The 17,933-nt window shown below is 58.3% G+C and carries 19 protein-coding genes; 2 read left to right on the forward strand and 17 right to left on the reverse strand.

Going from position 1 to position 17,933, the window contains the following annotated elements:
- Positions 1–70: 70 nt before the first annotated feature.
- From GOB93_RS15790 to GOB93_RS15805, 4 genes are all read right to left on the reverse strand, one after another.
- Positions 71–847, reverse strand: a complete 777-nt coding sequence (locus tag GOB93_RS15790) for an SDR family oxidoreductase (protein WP_173584464.1) — start codon at positions 845–847, stop codon at positions 71–73.
- 70 nt (positions 848–917) lie between these two features.
- A complete protein-coding gene (locus tag GOB93_RS15795) occupies positions 918–1,505 on the reverse strand; it encodes a DNA-3-methyladenine glycosylase I (protein ID WP_173584465.1) in 588 nt (195 codons plus the stop codon).
- Positions 1,506–1,525: 20 nt separating this feature from the next.
- Positions 1,526–2,551, reverse strand: a complete 1,026-nt coding sequence (locus GOB93_RS15800; RefSeq protein WP_173584466.1) for a saccharopine dehydrogenase family protein — start codon at positions 2,549–2,551, stop codon at positions 1,526–1,528.
- The gene (locus GOB93_RS15805) at positions 2,541–2,942 is read right to left on the reverse strand and encodes a VOC family protein (protein ID WP_173584467.1); all 402 of its coding nucleotides are present in this window, start codon (positions 2,940–2,942) and stop codon (positions 2,541–2,543) included. The genes GOB93_RS15800 and GOB93_RS15805 overlap by 11 nt, the downstream gene beginning before the upstream one ends.
- Before the next feature lie 218 nt (positions 2,943–3,160).
- Between GOB93_RS15805 and GOB93_RS15810 the strand changes: the two genes are divergently transcribed.
- Positions 3,161–4,051 carry an AraC family transcriptional regulator gene (locus GOB93_RS15810; protein WP_173584468.1) on the forward strand — a complete coding sequence of 297 codons (891 nt, stop codon included), beginning with the start codon at positions 3,161–3,163 and terminating at the stop codon, positions 4,049–4,051.
- Between the two features lie 113 nt (positions 4,052–4,164).
- On the opposite strand, the gene GOB93_RS15815 is transcribed toward GOB93_RS15810, so the two are convergent.
- The 8 genes from GOB93_RS15815 to GOB93_RS15850 form a co-directional block, all read right to left on the reverse strand.
- Positions 4,165–5,037 (reverse strand): DNA/RNA non-specific endonuclease, encoded by an 873-nt coding sequence (locus tag GOB93_RS15815; protein WP_173584469.1) that lies wholly within the window; start codon positions 5,035–5,037, stop codon positions 4,165–4,167.
- Between the two features lie 217 nt (positions 5,038–5,254).
- The gene (locus GOB93_RS15820; protein ID WP_338422399.1) at positions 5,255–6,466 is read right to left on the reverse strand and encodes an ATP-dependent helicase; all 1,212 of its coding nucleotides are present in this window, start codon (positions 6,464–6,466) and stop codon (positions 5,255–5,257) included.
- Between the two features lie 23 nt (positions 6,467–6,489).
- Positions 6,490–8,709, reverse strand: coding sequence for an SF1B family DNA helicase RecD2 (recD2, locus tag GOB93_RS15825; RefSeq protein WP_146893021.1), 2,220 nt, complete (start codon positions 8,707–8,709; stop codon positions 6,490–6,492).
- Entirely contained in the window at positions 8,706–10,931 is a 2,226-nt protein-coding gene (locus GOB93_RS15830) for a site-specific integrase (protein ID WP_146893019.1), read from the reverse strand. The genes recD2 and GOB93_RS15830 overlap by 4 nt, the downstream gene beginning before the upstream one ends.
- Before the next feature lie 4 nt (positions 10,932–10,935).
- Positions 10,936–11,967 carry a tyrosine-type recombinase/integrase gene (locus tag GOB93_RS15835; protein ID WP_081500010.1) on the reverse strand — a complete coding sequence of 344 codons (1,032 nt, stop codon included), beginning with the start codon at positions 11,965–11,967 and terminating at the stop codon, positions 10,936–10,938.
- 57 nt (positions 11,968–12,024) lie between these two features.
- Positions 12,025–12,888: an ATP-dependent helicase gene (locus GOB93_RS15840; RefSeq protein WP_242010841.1), complete on the reverse strand. Its 864-nt coding sequence runs from the start codon at positions 12,886–12,888 to the stop codon at positions 12,025–12,027.
- Positions 12,885–13,559: a hypothetical protein gene (locus GOB93_RS21650; RefSeq protein ID WP_242010842.1), complete on the reverse strand. Its 675-nt coding sequence runs from the start codon at positions 13,557–13,559 to the stop codon at positions 12,885–12,887. Before GOB93_RS21650 ends, GOB93_RS15840 begins: the two co-directional genes overlap by 4 nt.
- Complete coding sequence (locus tag GOB93_RS15850; protein ID WP_173584470.1) at positions 13,556–14,746, reverse strand: DUF3991 and TOPRIM domain-containing protein; 1,191 nt, start codon at positions 14,744–14,746, stop codon at positions 13,556–13,558. Before GOB93_RS15850 ends, GOB93_RS21650 begins: the two co-directional genes overlap by 4 nt.
- 372 nt (positions 14,747–15,118) lie before the next feature.
- On the opposite strand from GOB93_RS15850, the gene GOB93_RS22395 reads away from it, so the two are divergent.
- The gene (locus tag GOB93_RS22395) at positions 15,119–15,445 is read left to right on the forward strand and encodes a hypothetical protein (protein ID WP_242010843.1); all 327 of its coding nucleotides are present in this window, start codon (positions 15,119–15,121) and stop codon (positions 15,443–15,445) included.
- Here the strand turns inward: GOB93_RS22395 and GOB93_RS15860 are convergent.
- The 5 genes from GOB93_RS15860 to GOB93_RS21265 form a co-directional block, all read right to left on the reverse strand.
- Entirely contained in the window at positions 15,404–16,444 is a 1,041-nt protein-coding gene (locus GOB93_RS15860; protein ID WP_173584471.1) for a Fic/DOC family protein, read from the reverse strand. The two genes, GOB93_RS22395 and GOB93_RS15860, sit on opposite strands and share 42 nt — an antisense overlap.
- Positions 16,445–16,456: 12 nt before the next feature.
- On the reverse strand, positions 16,457–16,666 hold the full coding sequence (locus GOB93_RS15865) for an antitoxin VbhA family protein (protein ID WP_146222787.1): 210 nt from the start codon (positions 16,664–16,666) through the stop codon (positions 16,457–16,459).
- A 101-nt stretch (positions 16,667–16,767) separates the two neighbouring features.
- A complete protein-coding gene (locus GOB93_RS15870) occupies positions 16,768–16,971 on the reverse strand; it encodes a hypothetical protein (protein WP_173584472.1) in 204 nt (67 codons plus the stop codon).
- Positions 16,972–17,048: 77 nt separating this feature from the next.
- Positions 17,049–17,516 (reverse strand): single-stranded DNA-binding protein, encoded by a 468-nt coding sequence (gene ssb, locus GOB93_RS15875; RefSeq protein ID WP_173584473.1) that lies wholly within the window; start codon positions 17,514–17,516, stop codon positions 17,049–17,051.
- An 84-nt stretch (positions 17,517–17,600) separates the two neighbouring features.
- A partial coding sequence (locus GOB93_RS21265) for a hypothetical protein (RefSeq protein WP_206752618.1) occupies positions 17,601–17,933 on the reverse strand: 333 nt, incomplete at its 5' end.

The raw sequence follows: 17,933 nt of genomic DNA on the forward strand, positions 1-17,933 counted from the left end.
CGGCTGCTAGGGGGGAAAGCCGACAGTCTGCTAACCACCGATAGACAACGTGAAGCGACAGACCGGCTCCCTATACTGTAGGAATAGTGCCGCCATCCAGAACGTAATCCACGCCAACGATATATCCGCTGCGGTCAGATGCCAGAAACGCAACAAGTTCTGCCACCTCGTCAGGACGGCCCGGGCGACCAACAGGGATCCCGCCGATCATGTCCATGACATACTGACGTGCAACATTCTCCGATATATCCCTGTTTTGCTGGATTTCCGTGATCATCCCATGTGCACCAGACGTCTCAATAAAACCCGGCGACACCATGTTTACCCTTACGCCGCCTGCTGCAACCGCCCGCGAAAGGCCTTTACTGTAAGTTCGTAGTGCGCCTTTTGCAGAAGCATAGGCCAGTGTCGACTGTGATGGCGGCATGATATGGGCGATTGAGCCTATGTGAATGACCACGCCGTGCTTTCTTTCGAGCATCCCCGGAATGAAGGCACGGTCAAGACGGACTGGCGCCATCAGATTGATATCAAGTACCTGCTGCCAGAACGCATCTGTCAGTGTCTCGAAGCCGCCGGGAGGCGTAGCCGTGGCTCCAAGATTATTGATGAGAATATCAAGTCCGCCCCATTTGTTCTCAATTTCCTTCACAACCGCATCAACGCCCGCGGTTGTCCCGAGATCAGCCGCGACAAACATGATATCGGCATCCGGCGAGGCCGAAGGCGCGCGCGCCGTTGTTGCAACCTGTGCACCTGATGCGGCAAATCGATAGGCAATCGCCGCGCCAATTCCCTTCGTGCCGCCTGTGACCAGCACTCTCTTCTTATCGAACTCGTTTTTCATCTTGCGTGATACCTCCAGCTTACGTCTGAGAAAGAAGAGTGACGATGCGACGTCGTCCTGGTGGCTGCGCTTACTGTCTGCAGTGCTCAGATCCTGCAGACATTTTCTCAGCCGCGTCTCTGCGGAAGCAGGATGGGGAATGATCGTTGATGATGCCAATCGCCTGCATCCAGGCATAGACGATGGTCGGGCCGACGAACTTGAATCCCCGCTTTTTCAGTGTTTTCGAGATAGTCCGGGATAACTCAGTTTCCGTGTCGGACCCTGTCCCGTCCAATGGTCTGCCGTCTGTGAACGACCAGCAGAAGGCGGCGAAATCGTCCCCGGCCTCCTGCATCGCATTGAAAATCTGTGCGCCCCGAATGGTCGCCTCGATTTTGGCACGTGCACGGATAATACCAGCATTCCCCATCAGTCGTCCGACATCTTCTGTGGTGAAGGCAGCGACTTTCCTGGGATCGAAGCCCACAAAGGCCTCCCGGAACGCCGCACGTTTTCGCAGCACGATTTCCCAGGAGAGTCCTGCCTGAAAGCCTTCGAGCATCAGCATTTCCCAGAGCTTGCGCGGATCACGCTCTGGCACGCCCCATTCGGTATCATGGTAATCCTGCATCAGGGGACTCGAACTGGCCCAGGCACAACGACATTTATGATCCATGAAGCGCCTCTTGTATGGCATTACAGGTCAACGATACGGGTATCGGCTATGGTCTCGGCAAAACCGTTCCCGAACAGGCCGGCAGGCGTCTGGAAGCCGGGGTGGACTTCTCCCCCAAGCACGCGGCGCGCGGCTTCGACTGCGGCCAGAGGCGTGAAGGTGTAGCCGTTCACCGTATCAAGAACCGAACGGACCGTGATGCCATTCGCTCCCGTTACCTCGGCCGCTGCCTGATAGCGGTGTGCTTTCCGTTCCTGCGCGCCTGGGCCATCGGGAAGAAGTGCGAGGTCGCCGCCCGGAAAAGCATTCCCCGAGATATGCACGAATGTCTCGATATCCGGAATATGGGTTGCCCGTCCGATCGTGATGAGATCTGGAAGTGTCACCGGAAAACATGACACCGCACCATGGCCGAAATCAAAAGGCCTCTGATCAGGTGCCGGACATGCGACAAGATGGCCGTCTTTGCAGATCAGCGTTTCCGGCGTTACATTTTCCGCAGCACTGATTGCCGAGCCACGTGACATGGTGCCGGAGACATTCAGCGCAATGGCGATTTTTTGGGGGGCCTGCACGCGTTCCGCCGTATGCCCGGCGAGGCATCCCAGCATGGCAACACTGCCGCCGCTGCCCGGAAGCAGCATGACGCCTGCGGCGCCGGCAATCGTATCCAGTTGCGCGGCAACGCGGTAGCTGTCCAGTTCCGCCGCGATATCAAGGTAATGAACCCCACAGCGAATGGCACTCCGCATCAGTGGCTCAGCCGTGCGTCGATAAGGGCCTGCACAGTTCAGCAGCACCGTCACATCTGACAGGGCCAGATCGATGGCGGTGTTCTGTTCGAGACTGAACACACGATAATCCGCCCCAAGCCGGGTCGCGAGTTCCTCAAGCCCGTCTGCCCTGCGACCGGCGAGAATGATGGAAAGACCGACTGCTTTCGCATGCTCGGCAACCATGCGGCCGGTATAACCATAAGCCCCATAGATCATCAGTATCCGCGACGGATTTTCAGTGGAAATCATACACAGAACCTCAGCGGCCATGCTGCCAGCTCTTGTAGACGAATTCGAGGCTGTAGCCGTCCGGATCGCGGACCTGGGCGGCATAGTATCGCGGGTCATAATGAAGCTGCGGCCCCGGGGGGTGGATGCCGGTTGCGCCGGCCGCCAGAGCAGCCTCAAAGGCCGCATCCACCATGGCGGCAGATTCCGCGACAAAGCCGACATGGACCGCCCCGGCTGCTGCCGCTCCCTGTTGCAGCCAGAAGAACATGCGGCCCCCGGCACCGAAACCCTTGAGATCCGGGTGGTCAGCTGGCGCATTCTTTCCGTCATAATCGAGGCGGCTTGTGATCCCGAGGTGTGGAAGCACGGTTTGGTAAAAGGCGATCGATCGGTCGATATCGCTTACCGTCAGAAAGATATGATCGAGCATGGGAAATCCTCAGAGATTATAACGGCCAGACACTTCGATGGTCTGGCATTTCGGTTGCCGCCGATATCCATGCCAATACTCGTCGGAGCTTATCGCCCGACCTGGAGGAACAAGAGATAATGTCGACGGCAGATGATCGCTCTCATGTTTCTCTCTGAAACCTGCCTGTTTCTGCTTTTCCGTTGCTCCGGGAAAAGGGCTGTGAAACAACGCCCGGTATGGAAACGCAGCTTCAGGAACTCAGGCACCTGGCCGCACGGGCAGAAAACCGTCGGACGGAGACAGGCATTCCGCGGGTTGCCATGGTGCAGGGTGACATCCCCAAGCATCAACTTGCGGCCGTCTATGATCCCATGATCAACCTGATCCTGACGGGCTCGAAAACCATGACAGTGGGCAGCCGGACTCTCCGCTATGATCCGGCAACCTACTTTGTGATGTCGGTCGATCTGCCCGCCGTCGGCGCCTTGCATCCATCGGAAGAGGGCCATCCCTACCTGGCGGTGAGCCTGACGCTGACGCCCGCCATTATCGCCAGTCTGCTGGCAGATCTGCCTGAACCTGCCGGGAGCGATCCCTCCAATCCCGGCTTTTCGGTCGCACCTGTTACCCCGGAACTACTGGATGCATGGGTTCGTCTGCTACGGCTGATGGACCATCCGGATGAGATTGCTGCTCTTGCGCCCGCCTACGAACGCGAGATCCTGTTTCGTGTCCTGCAGGGACCGCTCGGCTGGATGCTGCGTGACATCGCCACACCTGACACCGCCCTTTCGCGGGTTGCCAATACAGTCCACTGGATCCGGGAGAATTTCGCCAGACCGCTACGTGTCAGCGACCTGGCAGAGAGGGCGGCACTCAGCATCTCCGCCTTCCATCGCCATTTCAAGGCCGTGACCGCACTGAGCCCGGTTCAGTATCAGAAGCGTGTAAGGCTGCTCCATGCTCGCTCGCTTCTGATCGCGGGCAAAGCTAATATAACGTCAGCTGCCTTCCATGTCGGATATGAAAGTCCAAACCAGTTCAGCCGGGACTATGCGCGACAGTTTGGTCTGCCTCCCTCCAGGGACGTTGTGCGACTACGGCGGATAACTTCAGGCAGGGATTAATTGCTGTTCACGATGATTATGGAAAGGCAGAAGCAGGCGAAGTCTGCTTCTGGAAAAGCCGTAGTCCTTCCTGGTGGCATAAATGAGGCGCAAGCCGCCACCCCACACCCCATTCACCTTCCAAGCGATCTGACCAGTTCCGCAAGAGCCCGGCGAACCTTAGGCGCAGCCCATTCGCGCAGCATCTTTTCTCCGCCGGCCTCGTGCTCCAGCGTGTAAGGGCTGGCCTCAATCGGCGGCATCTGCATGACGTGGTCCTTCCCGCCTGCCGGCACGGCCGGGAACGGGTCGATCCGCACGAGCTGAGTCAGCAGGGCGACCGTGATGACGCGGCATTGAGGCGACGACGTATTGAGACAGACGTAGGCGCCGCTTCCCTCTGTCACCGGATCGTAAATCGCCTTCCATGTGATAGCAGGAACCGGAATCCGGTGTGGGCCGACGGTATCGGTTCTGTCCGGGTCATAACCGGGACCGGTGACAACATAAAGTTCTCCATCCCTGTCCGCGAGCCCGCGCACGGCACTTTCCACGCCCACCCAGGCGCCCCGGTTCAGCTCGGCGGTCTGAGGCACGATATTGGAGAGTGCGTACGTCTCGGCCTGCCATGAAAGGCCAGCCTCATCGCCGCTCGGAACAAGATGGCCTCTGTCGTATCCGCTCGATCTGAAGTCATAAAGTTCGGCCCTCATCGTGTCCGGGAGGCGGGCGTCCGGATAGAAGCGGCTGCTGCGGGGGGTACGCTCCGCCACTTCGAGGTTCTCTTCCGAGAGATACTCGGCGGCCCAGAGCGCGCCTTTCGTATGCTCGGACGCCAGGACGGCGTACCCGTGATTACAGAGCATCACGGTGCCGATCCGCAACGTCTCGTCCACCACGGCGGGAGGTTGTCCGCCGAAAAACTGACCCGCACAGGAGACCGTCTGCGCGACGGCAGGCGTTGATACGCAGACCACCACACCGGCGGCCAGAAGCAGGCTACGCATCAGACGCCCCGTTTCATTGCAGCCGGCGGAACCGGGCGACCGAGATGGCGGTGCTCCCGGCAATACCACTCCTCCCCTGAGCGCGTATTGAAACCGAACATTGCTCCTTTTCCGCAGGCCCTGCAGCTATGCGCGTATCCATGGCCTGCCGGCCGGGGTCGAGGCGATGCTTGTGACTGGTTTCCGAAAAAATCCATTGGTGGTTCGTCTCTCATGGTCAAAGCCCCAGTGCATCAAGTTCACGGTCAGCCTGCGCCCAGCGTCCACCTGACTGGCGTGGCTCGTCGCGGCCGTGATTCCAGCCACGGATCCTGTTTTCCAGCGGGATCTCATCGATGAAGCGCGACGGTGCGGACGAGCCACCCTGGCGGTAATCACAGAAGCTGATGGTAGCCTGTGTCATGGCACGGGTGAGCGCGACATAGGCCAGGCGGCGCTCCTCATCGAGGTTGCGCGCCATGCCGCCCGGAAAGATGGCCTCCTCCCAGGCCGGCAGAAAGACGTGGCGGAATTCCAGTCCTTTTGCCCTGTGCATGGTGATGAGCTGCACCCGGTCCTTTCCCTTCTCCCCGGGCGCCCCGCTCGCCAGGGCCGCGTGCTCCATCAGATGCTCCACACGCCGGAAGCCGTCGGCCAGTTCTGTCAGCTCGGCAAGGTTTTCCCTCTGGGTCGCGGCCTCATCACTGTCATCAGCGCGGAGCATGTCCAGATAGCCCGTTTCCTCAAGCAGCCAAGTGAGACGTTGTCCGAGCGTCTCGTCATCACGCGCCCCGGCGCGCCTGAGGATCTGGATAAAGCCGTCGAGCGCCAGACCGCATCTGGGAGGCAGGCGCGTTCGCGTGGCGGCGGCACACAGCGACAGACCAAAACCTGCGGCCCCAGCCTCGATCATCCCCAGCCCCTTCGCTCCGAGACCCCGGGCAGGCTTGTTGGCAACCCGACGAAAGGCCTCATCGGACTGGCGCTCATCCGGGCACGAGGAAAGGGTCAGGAGCGCCAGAGCGTCCTTGACGGCTGTTCGCTGATAGAAACCGACATCGCCGACGATCTCATAAGGGACGCGCGCATGCAGCAGCGCTTCCTCCAGTGCCCGTGACAGTCTGTTCTGACGGTAAATGATCGCCATGTCGTGCCAGGCTGCGCCTGCAGCCGCTCGGCGGCCGATCTCGCGGGCAATCGCCTCAGCCTCCTCGCTGGCGTAGGAAAACCCCAGCACTTCGATCGGCAGCCCCTCACCCCGGCGGGTAAACAACGTCTTCTCGATCCGGGATGGATCAAACGAGATCACGGCGTTCGACGCATCGAGAATATGACTGGTGGAGCGAAAATTCTCCTCCAGCTTGAATGTCTTCGCGTTCGGAAATTCTCTTGAGAAATTGCGGAGAAATCCGACTTTCGCGCCGCGCCATGAATTTATGTGGAATACAATTTCACAACCTCAAAAAAGCAATTTTAAGGTTTCTTTAGGCGGGATAGATGACCTGTACCTGACGTACCCACCAGCCAGTCTCTCAGTTTTGACCAACGTAGCCTTCCGCCCTGATTTCGCACAGCTATGGCCAGAGCCTTCTTCTGCCCGACCAGCACGACGAGCTTCCGCCCCCGTGTAACACCGGTATAAAGCAGGTTCCGCGCCAGCATCGTATAATGCTGCGTCACCAGCGGGATGACCACTACCGGATATTCCGAGCCCTGGCTCTTGTGAATGGTCGTCGCGTAGGCCAGCACCAGTTCGTCCAACTCGCCGAAGCCGTAAACGACCTCCCGTCCATCGAATAAGACCGTCAGTTCGCCCTCTTCCACATCGATCTTGTCGATAACGCCGAGATCCCCGTTGAAGACGTCCCGGTCATAATCGTTGGCGATCTGCATCACCTTGTCGCCGGGACCGTAGGTCCAGCCGAACCGCTCGACCTTCACGTCGCCTGCCGGGTTCAGCGCCTGCTGCAACTCGATATTCAGCGACCGTGCGCCCAGCCCACCCCGGTTCATCGGGCAGAGCACCTGCACGTCGCGGACCGGGTCCAGCCCGAACCGCGCCGGGATGCGGTCCTTAACCACGGCCAGCAACTTGCGCAGTCCGACCTCGGGCTCAGCCGCCTCCACGAAATAGAAATCCGATCCCTCTTCCGCGCTCAGCTCCGGCATCTTCCCTTCGTTGATCCGGTGCGCGTTGGTGATGATCCGGCTCTGTGCCGCCTGGCGGAACACCTCGGTCAGGCGCACCACAGGGACAGCATCGGAGCCAATGATATCGGCCAGCACCTGCCCCGGTCCGACAGAAGGCAACTGGTCCACGTCGCCGACGATCAGCAGAGCCGCGCTGTCAGGTAACGCGCGCAGCAGGGAGCGCATCAGCAGCACGTCGACCATGCTGGCCTCGTCCACAACCAGCAGGTCGCAGGTCAGCGGGTTGGTATCGTCCCGTTTGAAACTGCCATTGCCCGGATCCGTCTCCAGCAGTCTATGGATGGTCTTGCCTTCCAGCCCCGTGCTTTCCGACAGGCGCTTCGCCGCCCGGCCGGTCGGCGCGCAAAGTTGCACGTCTGTGCCCTTGGCAGTCACGATCTTCAGAATGGCGTTGACCAGCGTGGTCTTGCCCACGCCAGGACCACCCGTGATCACCAGCACCTTGCTACGCAGTGCAAGGCGCACCGCTTCCTGCTGGCTGGGCGCCATGGCAAGTCCGGTCTTGCCTTCCACCCAGGTCATGGCCTTTTCAGCATCGATCTCCGGCCAGGGCGGCCGACCCACGGCGCAGGCGCGCAATCGCTCGGCGATGCTCTGCTCCGCGCGATAGAGACCAGCCAAGAAGATGCAACTCGTCTCTCCCACGCTATCAGCGACCACGTCTCCCGCTTCCAGCTCCAGCGCGAGGGCTGTTTCGATCAGAGGGGCGGCGACCTCCAGCAGTTCGGCGGTGCTGGTCAGGAGTTCACCGACCGGGAGGCCGCAATGCCCTTCATCCATCGCCTCACCAAGGGCATAGGAGATCCCGGCCCTCACCCGGATCATGGCATCAGGCGCGATCCCCATCTTCCGGGCGATCTGGTCGGCGGTTTTGAAGCCGATGCCCCGGATGTCCTTCGCCAACCGATAGGGGTTCTCGCTGATCAGTCTGACCGCATCCTGCCCGTAGGTCTTGAAGATCCGTACCGCCCGCGACGTGCCGACGCCGTTGCTGTGCAGGAACAGCATGATCTCGCGGATCACCTTCTGGTCTGCCCAGCCACCGACAATCCGTTCGGCCCGCTTGGGACCAATGCCTGTCACTTCCCGCAGGCGATGCGGTTCCTGCTCGATCAGGTCGAACACGGCCTCGCCGAACGCTTTCACCAGTTTTTTGGCATAGACGGGACCAATGCCCCGGATCATGCCCGAGCCGAGATAGCGCTCTATGCCTTCGACCGTGGTCGGCGGACTGGCCTTGAGGAACTCCGCCTTGAACTGCAAGCCGTGGGTGTGGTCGTTGAACCAGCGCCCCGACATCTGCACGAACTCACCCGCCGAGATCATGGCGGCATGGCCGACGACAGTGACCAGATCGCGCTGCCCCCGCACCTTCACCCGCAGGACGCAGAAACCGTTCTCGGCATTGTGGAACGTCACCCGCTCCACGAGGCCGGCCAGCGCTTCCGTTTGGCATTGTTCTCCAACCACGGCACTGGTCATTCTGATTCTGTGAACGGAGAAGACACTTGGGAACCGCATGTTGCCGAAATTTCGCCAGGCGTTCGGCCATCCAGCGCTGGCTTATCTCGAAGCTTGTTTAACATTCCCTCCAATGCTTCAACGTCTCCGGACACGGCATCCCGTTCCTCTGGGCTTAACCAGACCTCTTCCAGTAAACGATTGGCTGCTTGCTGAGCGGCCAGGACAACGCCCTTGGCGCTTGGCTTCGGAATATTGAAATAACAGCGTGCGCATGCCATGCGATGCGGACAAGTGCTCCAAAACGCATTGCTACAGTAAGAATCACCTAAATCGTAATACTTCCAAGGTGCTCCATCCTTCGTTGCGCCTGCCGCAATAACCTCCTTATCAATAACAATTTCGATCATCCGCGCCGCCTGATCCGCCTTGGCAAACGCACTCGCCAATTGCGTAGGTTTCGACCGAACATAGCTCATCGTCGATTGAACGGACGTATGGCCGCACCATTTTGCCAAATCGAATATTGTCATTCCTTGCGGAACGCTGGCCAGCATAGAAACGGCTGAAGCCCGTCCACGGTGACTTGTAATACGGCCTTTACTGTCCTCAATCGGAATACCAGCCTTTTTGCACAAAAGCGGGATAACAGTCTGATTTAAAACTTCCTTCGCGATTGGCCTGTTCCGTAGTTGAAAGAGAAAATGTACATGTTCACCGGTTCGCCGATCAAGATGTTTGCGGGGTGACGCTCGTTTTTTCATCCAGGCCGTAATGTACTTATGAACAGCATGGCCGACCGGTTTAGTGTACGCGACCGAAGTTTTACCTTCCGGAACATCAAGCCAGCAGACCTGCCCTGCCGGAACGACGTTGCCAGACTGATCAACCACATCCTCTGATTGCTCGCGCGTGCAGCCGACCCGAAGTCGGGCGATCTCATTGCTCCGAAGGCCTGCATGTGTCCACACCACGGCGATTGCCTGCAACAGGGCGAATGGATAGAAACAGTCAGGAGAAAGATCGTCTGGTTCAATGTTGAAGCTGGCCCAGGTCAGTTTCAGCCAAGAAGCATCATCTATGGTCCTAGGATTTACGCCAAGATATTTCGCAATATTCTTCGGTGTCGAGAGATGATATCGCGGATTACACCGGAGCTGCGCCCATTCCCAACTCTGAATATCAGATAAAAACCGACGCATAACCTGATAATAAGCAACTTTCGTTGGAGCCTGTAGAGGCTGGCCAACTGTTGGGATCAGACGATAATCAAAGGTGGAACCGCCCCAATCGCCAATACGTAACCTGTCGACGGCGGCGAGATAGTCGGCACATACCGATACCGTCCATTGCTCTGGTCCTGTGACCTCAGGATGCTCGCGACCCAACCAGATTCCGATACGGGTCAGAGTGTTGTAAACTGCTCGCCTCGACCCTTCTCGCAAGGTTGTTGTTTCCAACCAACGTCGGCACCATGTCATCCACTCAGGATTGATATTATCAGTTTCAGTTCCATGACGAGGTTGGTATGCCCGGAAATGAATAACCTTCGATGTAAGCCCCATTGCGGCCAAACCGTTTGACAATATTCCAATCCGCTTGGCGATATGATTTCCTGTGTAACACTCTCGTGTATGTTCCAGTATCTTCCTATCAAAACTTTCAAGTTTTGGATTCTCGCCTTGTAATGCAACTGCAGCAAATACTGATGGTACGAGGGGCCGAACGGTCTGACAGACGAAGCCGACACGGGTTAGGGCCGAGAACAGACGCTCACATTCTGTATCAACAATCTCCGCTCCAAAAACCAATCGGGCAACGACAGCCGTCGCCACATTGCGTTGAATTTTGTACACGCTTCGAAAACCACACAGAAGATAAGCGACTGCAATCAACTGCGGTACCATTCCGGTTTTTTTCAGAACAGGACTATTATTGATAATCTCAACCCACAGGTCTTCACTCCACCCCCAGTAGGGTTTTTCCTGGTGTGCGACCGTCAGAAGCAAATACTTCAAAGCACGATGGCTGTTAGCGCGGTCGAGATTGCTGCGATACAGGATGTCCGTCAGAGGCTTATGAAGACGCGGAGCCTGCCGTTTCGTAATAACAAGATTTTCTTCTTTCCAACGTCTGACAACTTTTAATTCGTCTGCAGACAATGTCGCCCGTCTGTCGTATTCATCGAGATTAATGTGGAATTTGTATTCGGGCTGGATGTGAGAAACCTGATATTCGGCCACTGTTCTATCCTCCGAAGACCCTGTTACCAAGATTCATATCCATCTGTTCGACCGAGTGTGCGATTTTACGGAGAAGATCTTCACCAGATAGATGGATATAAAGTGTCGTACTTTGAACATTGCGGTGTCCGGCATACGTTGCGATATCGTGCAGACGCCAGCCTGACCGGGCCAAGTGCGTCAGTCTCAGATGTCTCAAGGTATGAGTACTGAACGCCGGTATGCCGGCTTGAAGGGCAAGACGTCTGACAGTTTTGCTCCATGACCACTTCGTTATGGGCTGTCGAAAGTTTCGATCTGACTCAGACAGAAACAAGGCACCTGAATGGGTTGTCGCACCGCGTCGACGATGTAAATACACTGCCAACACAGGACAAATCACTGCTGAGTAACAAACCACTCGAGCGTGTGCACTTTTACTCGTCTCAGCCCGAATAGTGAGGAGACGTCTCGCAGGGTCAATATCCGACACCCTCAAACCTACTAACTCTTCTCGGCGCAGTGCGCCATAGTAGGCCAAGGCGAACATGAGGCGATTTCTGACTGTTTCCTGTGCGACTATTTCTTGCAAGCGAGCCCATTCTTCGTCAGATGGCAAATATGGCAGTAATTTGGAACGACGTACCAAACCATACCTGAACCCGACATGCTCCGAGAGTGGGCCGCGCCCTACAACCGCCTGCCCTCGCGGCACCGGATTTCGATGTTTGATTCCTTCAAAGACCAAATGATCATACCAAAGTCGGACGGCGGACAGGCGCTGATGAAGCGTAGCATTGCTCACAGCAGCGCGAGTGGATAGGAAAGGAACGTCTTCTCCACGTAAATACCTTACAAATAGTGAAACATGACTCAAAGTTGCTGCCTCAGGAGCAACACCTGCTGCCTCACAAAAAAACAGATACTGTTCCAGACCTCTGGCATAGGCGTCTATGGTAGCGGGCGAACGGCCAAGATTGTCGAGCAACGAAAGCCATAAGCATCCTTGAGAGTTCTCAGAAACCTGCGGATATCGTGACCATTTAGGCTCAGGCATCGTACCCTCCCTTTGCAACACGAAGGTATAGATTCAAGCCGATGTATTCCAACTAACTTATAAGATGCTCTGCGAATCGTCGCCCACGCAGAACAGTTCTCCGGACTTCTTGCTGAGCAGGGTGAGCCAGAGATACTGCGCGCGGTTCACATCCTGAAATTCATCCGCCATCACGGCTGTGAAGCGGCCTGTCCAGCGGCGATGATAGGCCGGATCGTAAAGCATGGCGAGGGTCGGCCACATCAGAAGATCGCCAAAGTCGGCCGCGTTCTGCTCACGCAGAATGGCCTGATACCGGCCGTACAGCCCGACCACGAAACGCCAGCTCTCATGATCCACAAAGCGGTTGGCCGCCTGGCGCTTGCGGATCATGCTCTCGACATGCGCCCGGGCGGCTTCCGGTGTCACCAGATCCTCCTTCAGGCGCGAGATCCGCTCGGCCATCTTTTTGATCTGTTTCGCATCTCCGGGAGCCCCCTCCTGCGGAACAGGAAGCTCCTCCTTCGGGATCGCTTTGATCAGGCGGCGCACAATCCCAAGACTGTCATCCGCATCGCGGATGTCGAAGCCGCTGCGCAGATGTGCCACTTCCGGCTCTGCCCGAAGCTGGCGGGAGGCGAGCGCGTGGAATGTGCCGAGCCAGGTGGGCACCGAGTGCGGCCCCAGAACGCCGGCGATGCGTTTCCGCATTTCCTGCGCGGCCTTGTTGGTGAAGGTGACGCACAGGATCTGGCCGGGCACCATGCCATACAGCTCGATGCGCGTCGCCACGCCGGCTGTCAGGGTTTTGGTCTTACCCGTGCCGGCACCGGCCAGGACCAGAACATGGCCGAGAGCCATGGCTGCGCGGCGCTGTTCCGCCGTCAGATCGTCAAGGATCGGCGCCAGGGCATACGGAACAGGAAGATCATCGGGTGTCATAGCTCTTCGATCCCTTCCGCCAGACAACCATGCGTTTCGGTGATCTCACCGGTCGAGAGCAGGAGCGTCGCCGGGTAGGAGAGATCCCAGGTCTCAAGCCCGCGCTCCCAGCGTCCGTCGATGACCAGACCGAGCGGACAGCCGACACGCTCATAAAGCCGGACAGCGGTCTGCGGGATCGGCGGATCCTCTTCGATCGGTGCATCGTTCCGACGCAGGTGACGGGTCCATATCCCGGCAGCCGGGGCCGATCGGGCGAACACCTCGGCGAGGTCCGTCACGAAGGCCAGGCGTGCGACGCCGAGATCCGCGTAATGGGCAACAGTGGTCATGACAGTCTCCTGTGTCAGGTGATCCTGGAAACAGGATCGGTCAGCCGACAGGTCTGTGGCCCGCCAGCCGGCAATGACGATCACTTCGTGATCGTCGGTGAAGAGGACGATGCGCCCTTCCAGATCCCAGCCCTGAGGCAGGGAGGTGTCGCGTTCGCCGCCAATCACCACACCCCGGAATTCCGCTTTCCCGTCACCGATCTCGACAAAACAGTCAGGCTCGGCACATCCATGCGGGCGATGCTTCTTCCAGATCGCACTGGCCTGAGCGTGACCGGGAAGGATGTTCAGAAGGCGTCTCCGCCAGCTCTCGGACGCGAAAGGTTCGAACCAGCTCATAGGGAAGCTCCTGGAGAAGAGGTCACTGAGCGCGCTGTGGCAGGGGACGGCGCCCTGGCAGGTTCCGGGGCTGGCGCTGCCTGATGGCGCGCCGGGCTGTTCGCCCTGGCCTGATCCAGCCACGAGGAGGAAACGGCATCCGGCTGTGTTGCGGGCTTTGTGGTGATAGCGTCGGAAAGACGCGGCAGAGAGCCGGCAGGGGCGGCTCCGCCCTGAGCCTCTTCTCCGCGCGCCCTCAGAGCCTTGTTCCAGTCGTCTCCCGGTGTCTTCGGAGAGATCCGTCCCGACCAGAGCCCGACCTCCTGAGCCATGGCGGCCAGTTTCGCGGCATAGACGTGACCCTGATGGTCATTATCGACGGCGATGACGAGCCGGGCATCGGGCTGTTTCGCCACGGTCGCCATGACCTGTTTCAGATTGGCCTCACTCTCCGGGCTCATTCCGCCACCCGTCGAAGTGTAGAGCGATCCTTTTTTGAAGCGATCCAGTGCGGCAAAGGACAGCGCATCAATGGCGGCTTCCGTGACCACAAGCCGCCGTGCGGGCTCCGTTCCCTCGTCCGCCCGAAATCCGAACAGACGCTTGCCGCCGCCGCCCGTTGAAAAACCCTTGTACTCGGGTCCGCGCATCTCCATGCCGGTGAACTGGCCGTCCGCGTCACGATGGCCGAACCAGGCAGTCCCGTTCGGGCCTTCCTTCAGCGCACCCTGACGTCCGGCCACCGCCACGATGCTGCCCGGCAGCCCGCGTTCTTCGGTGAGATACCGCCATGCCGGGGTGCCTTCCTGCGGCGCTGAACGACGGCCCCACAACTCAGCCGGGTCGCGGCGCGGCCTGTCACTTACGCCCTTGGTCCGCTCAGCGACTTCGAGTGTCGGGCTTTTACCGATCAGGTCGCGCAGTTCGCGCCGGACATGGCCGAGATTCTTCGACGGATCGAGATGCTGCACGAGTTTGAAAACGTCGCCCTTTCCGTCCCCTTTCGGATCCCACCAGCCCTTGCCGTCATGATTCACGATGATTGCCTCGTTTTCACGGCGGAATTTCAGGTTGCGGGCCGAGCGCTGCGCCGTGGCTTCGCGGTCCAGTTTGAAGCCGGCTTTTTCGAGCACAAGAACGCAGCTCACCTCACGGCGAAGTTCTTCGAGTTCTTTCTGTTGTGCTTCTGCGGAATTTGCGTAAGCCATGGAAGAAATCCTTTCGCGAATAGCTTCGGCTTTCTGGTAAAACTATACTACTACTCGAACGGAATAGCGAGTATTAAACACAATAAAACGCAACAAAAGCCGCGCGGAAGCGGAATTTATTACTTGCATTATCAATCTATACAGGATTTTTTCTTTCCGCCTGCCCGGCGGGGGTGCAGGGGGCAGCAAAGCCCCCTGCCTGCGCACCCAGCCCGCAACCGGCTGCACGACGGCACGCGACTGTTCAGGATCCGATCGGATTAAAGACGAACGAATAAACACGACGCGGGACACTCCTTCTGGAATGTTCCGCGTGCGCCCCCATCATGCGACTAACGAGAAAAAACTGAACTTAGAGACACGGAGCGCCCGATGCGTCCCGGCTCTGCAGCATCACCGGTCAAGGTGACGCTGCAGTTCCTCAAAATGTTCATTCATGGTCAGTTCGCCCTGGATGAACCGAGTGTTGATCCGTTCGATCTCCGCATCGAGTATCACGCCTTCAAGCCGACAACTTCCTCGCGCGTAATCGACCGCTTCCTGTCGCTGACGGCGTTCTTCCGCAGTAATGGAAGGCCGCGACTGGTCATTATTCCCGCATTCTTCCATTTTTATATTCCTCTACCTGCTGGTCTGGCTTCGGGTCAGCGTCCCAATTCAGGGAGAGGGATCGCCCGATGGATCATGCCGCCTGACTGATGCCGGGGTTTCGTCACTGACTGGCTCGCTGCCAGGTTTCTTCTGGCGATCGCCATAAGCCTTCGCCCGATCGAGCCAGTCCGGTGCCGTGGCCTTTGGTTCATAAGAACCGGAGCGCCCGGTCAATGCGGTCGCCAGGGATGAAAAACTGCGGCTGGCAGGCGTTTCTCCCGCAACACGGAAACTGACCTGATCCCCCGATCTGAGACCGTCGGCATGGCTTCCGAGATCCGCGAGATTGCCGATGTAAACGCGGTCGCCTGAACCCATCATGAAATTATCACCCGAGCGTCCGGCGAATTTCCCATCATAGGCCTGACCGGGCGTCGTTGTGGCGATATAACGCTCATTCCAACTGAAATCAGAGTCATCCCGGAATGCCTTTTCGAGAAACCGGGTTGCCTTCACCAGAGCCTTATGACGGGTTGAATCCAGAAGTTCATCGAACATCCTGATCGCCGGCATGTGATCGCCCTTCATACCGGCGATTGAGACGACGGCCATCCGCTCCTGCGAAATACCCTCGAAATCCAGGGTATGCCCTGCCTCGCGGGCAAAAGCCTCCCAGACGATCCGCTGCGTCCGTCCGTTTCCCTCACGAAATGGATGAATATGGTTCAGCTCGTTGAAAGGAACGGCAAGCTGTTCCGCAAATTCCATCCGCCATAACCCTCGCAGATTGTCTTTTTCCGCCAGCCGTTCAAACAGTTTCCTGCCTTCCTGTTCAATCCGCTCAGGAGCGAGAAAGCCGCTCATGTCCCGGACCAGAAGTGTTGTTCGCGGCTGTCCGGCCCAGCTGTATACATCCTGGAACAGGTGGTAATGTATCGCTTTTACCAGAGGAAAGCCCTGCAATGCAGGGAGTCCACGTTCATGCAGTTCTGCTTCCCGTGAAGCAGTCAGAAATTTTTCCAGCCGATCAAGTGCCTCTGGATCATGCTGGATCCCTTGCACATTCTCTAATGTCTCGCCATCGCTCTGGAGATAGGGATCGCCCATGTCTCAGGAAAATCAGGCGGCTTCCGACCTTTTCTTCACGGATCGGCCGGTAATCGCCTCTATAACCTGCCGTCGTGCTTCGTCGCCGGAAATCTCGCCGCGAGCGTAGGCATCGAGCACAGGGGCATCACGAGGGTCTTCGCGTAGTCCTTCAATCAGATTGTTTACGCGCGCCTTATGTACTGCTCGTGTCCGGACGGCGATCTGCTCAGGTGTTAACATGGACGTGGCTCCCTCATCGGCAGTCGGAACAGTATCATACCCTGACGATTTTCGCACACTTTCGCGCTTTTCCAGACGTCATTTCTGGTCGCCCTTTGCCCTTACCGCGCGCTGTCGAGAAGCTTCTCCCGGGCGATCCTGCGCATCTCCAGGGCGCAACGCCGGAATTCGGCCCGCTGCCGGGCCGAAAGCTGCGGCAGGTGACAGAGCTGGTCGAGGCCCGAGGCCGCAGCCTCATGATTCCGCGCATAGGCGCGGGCCTGTCCGCGAGGAGCGGTCGGGCGCCTGATAAAAACGCTGCACATGGTGCTGACTCCGCACAGGGATTCCGGATGAAGGTGCGCCATTCCGGGCCGTCTCCGGCCCGGAAAAAAAGCCCGACTCAGAACGGTATTTCGTCATCCAGATCCGATCCGCCGGGCGTGTTCGCAGCAGAACGCGGCGCCGCGCTTCGCGATGGCCGGTCATCGTCAAAGCGGCCTTCTCCGGTGTTCCGGCCATTGGCCAGCACCTTTATGTTTCCGTCAAAGCGATCGATAATTACCTCGGTCGTGTAACGATCCTGTCCCTGCTGGTCAGTCCATTTCCGCGTTTCCAGATGGCCGTCGACATAGACGAGCGTGCCCTTCTGACAGCGACGTTCAATCACGCCCGAGAGGTGGTCGTTGAAGCACACAACACGGTGCCATTGCGTTTTTTCTCTCCGCTCGCCCGTATTGCGGTCGTTCCATGATTCGCTCGTTGCTACGGCGATATTTGCGATTTTCCCGTCGCCTTCCCTGCGTGCCGCGAGTTCCGGATCCCGACCGAGATTGCCGACGAGGATGACGCGATTGACTGACTGGCTCATGACCTGATTTCCTTTTCTTTCCTTCCAGTTCCTCTCCGGCCTCTGCCGGGTCTCTGACCTGGTGCGGTCGCGCGGAAGCGGGCATCAGGCGGCGGGCGCAACCCCTCGGGGCGGCAGTGGTGCGGAAGCCGCCTGCGGCTTCACGGTGCCGTCCCGACCGAAGGCCTGGGGGTTGCGCCCGACGACGACCGCTTCAGACCGCAAAAACCAGGGCAGAGACCCGGCAGTGCCGGCGATCCCCTTTCCTCTTCTTCCTGATTTTTGATATTTCAGCGTTCTGACGACCGTTTTTTGCGTTTTTCCCCACTGTTTTCGCTTGTACCGCCCGATTCCGCGTACTAGACTCTCCTGACGAGAGAACGGGAGTTCAACATGGCTGTGATTACTGTCCTGGACGGCCACATCACCCTGAAAGCC

This window comes from Acetobacter musti (assembly GCF_011516835.1).
Classification (GTDB): Bacteria; Pseudomonadota; Alphaproteobacteria; order Acetobacterales; family Acetobacteraceae; genus Acetobacter; species Acetobacter musti.

Bases quoted from the DNA above. Each gene is read 5' to 3' on its own strand.
- GOB93_RS15790 (WP_173584464.1), bottom strand. From the start codon at position 847: ATGAAAAACGAGTTCGATAAGAAGAGAGTGCTGGTCACAGGCGGCACG.
- GOB93_RS15795 (WP_173584465.1), bottom strand. From the start codon at position 1,505: ATGGATCATAAATGTCGTTGTGCCTGGGCCAGTTCGAGTCCCCTGATG.
- GOB93_RS15800 (WP_173584466.1), bottom strand. From the start codon at position 2,551: ATGGCCGCTGAGGTTCTGTGTATGATTTCCACTGAAAATCCGTCGCGG.
- GOB93_RS15805 (WP_173584467.1), bottom strand. From the start codon at position 2,942: ATGCTCGATCATATCTTTCTGACGGTAAGCGATATCGACCGATCGATC.
- GOB93_RS15810 (WP_173584468.1), top strand. From the start codon at position 3,161: ATGGAAACGCAGCTTCAGGAACTCAGGCACCTGGCCGCACGGGCAGAA.
- GOB93_RS15815 (WP_173584469.1), bottom strand. From the start codon at position 5,037: ATGCGTAGCCTGCTTCTGGCCGCCGGTGTGGTGGTCTGCGTATCAACG.
- recD2 (WP_146893021.1), bottom strand. From the start codon at position 8,709: ATGACCAGTGCCGTGGTTGGAGAACAATGCCAAACGGAAGCGCTGGCC.
- GOB93_RS15835 (WP_081500010.1), bottom strand. From the start codon at position 11,967: ATGCCTGAGCCTAAATGGTCACGATATCCGCAGGTTTCTGAGAACTCT.
- GOB93_RS15840 (WP_242010841.1), bottom strand. From the start codon at position 12,888: ATGACACCCGATGATCTTCCTGTTCCGTATGCCCTGGCGCCGATCCTT.
- GOB93_RS21650 (WP_242010842.1), bottom strand. From the start codon at position 13,559: ATGAGCTGGTTCGAACCTTTCGCGTCCGAGAGCTGGCGGAGACGCCTT.
- GOB93_RS15850 (WP_173584470.1), bottom strand. From the start codon at position 14,746: ATGGCTTACGCAAATTCCGCAGAAGCACAACAGAAAGAACTCGAAGAA.
- GOB93_RS22395 (WP_242010843.1), top strand. From the start codon at position 15,119: ATGCGTCCCGGCTCTGCAGCATCACCGGTCAAGGTGACGCTGCAGTTC.
- GOB93_RS15860 (WP_173584471.1), bottom strand. From the start codon at position 16,444: ATGGGCGATCCCTATCTCCAGAGCGATGGCGAGACATTAGAGAATGTG.
- GOB93_RS15865 (WP_146222787.1), bottom strand. From the start codon at position 16,666: ATGTTAACACCTGAGCAGATCGCCGTCCGGACACGAGCAGTACATAAG.
- GOB93_RS15870 (WP_173584472.1), bottom strand. From the start codon at position 16,971: ATGTGCAGCGTTTTTATCAGGCGCCCGACCGCTCCTCGCGGACAGGCC.
- ssb (WP_173584473.1), bottom strand. From the start codon at position 17,516: ATGAGCCAGTCAGTCAATCGCGTCATCCTCGTCGGCAATCTCGGTCGG.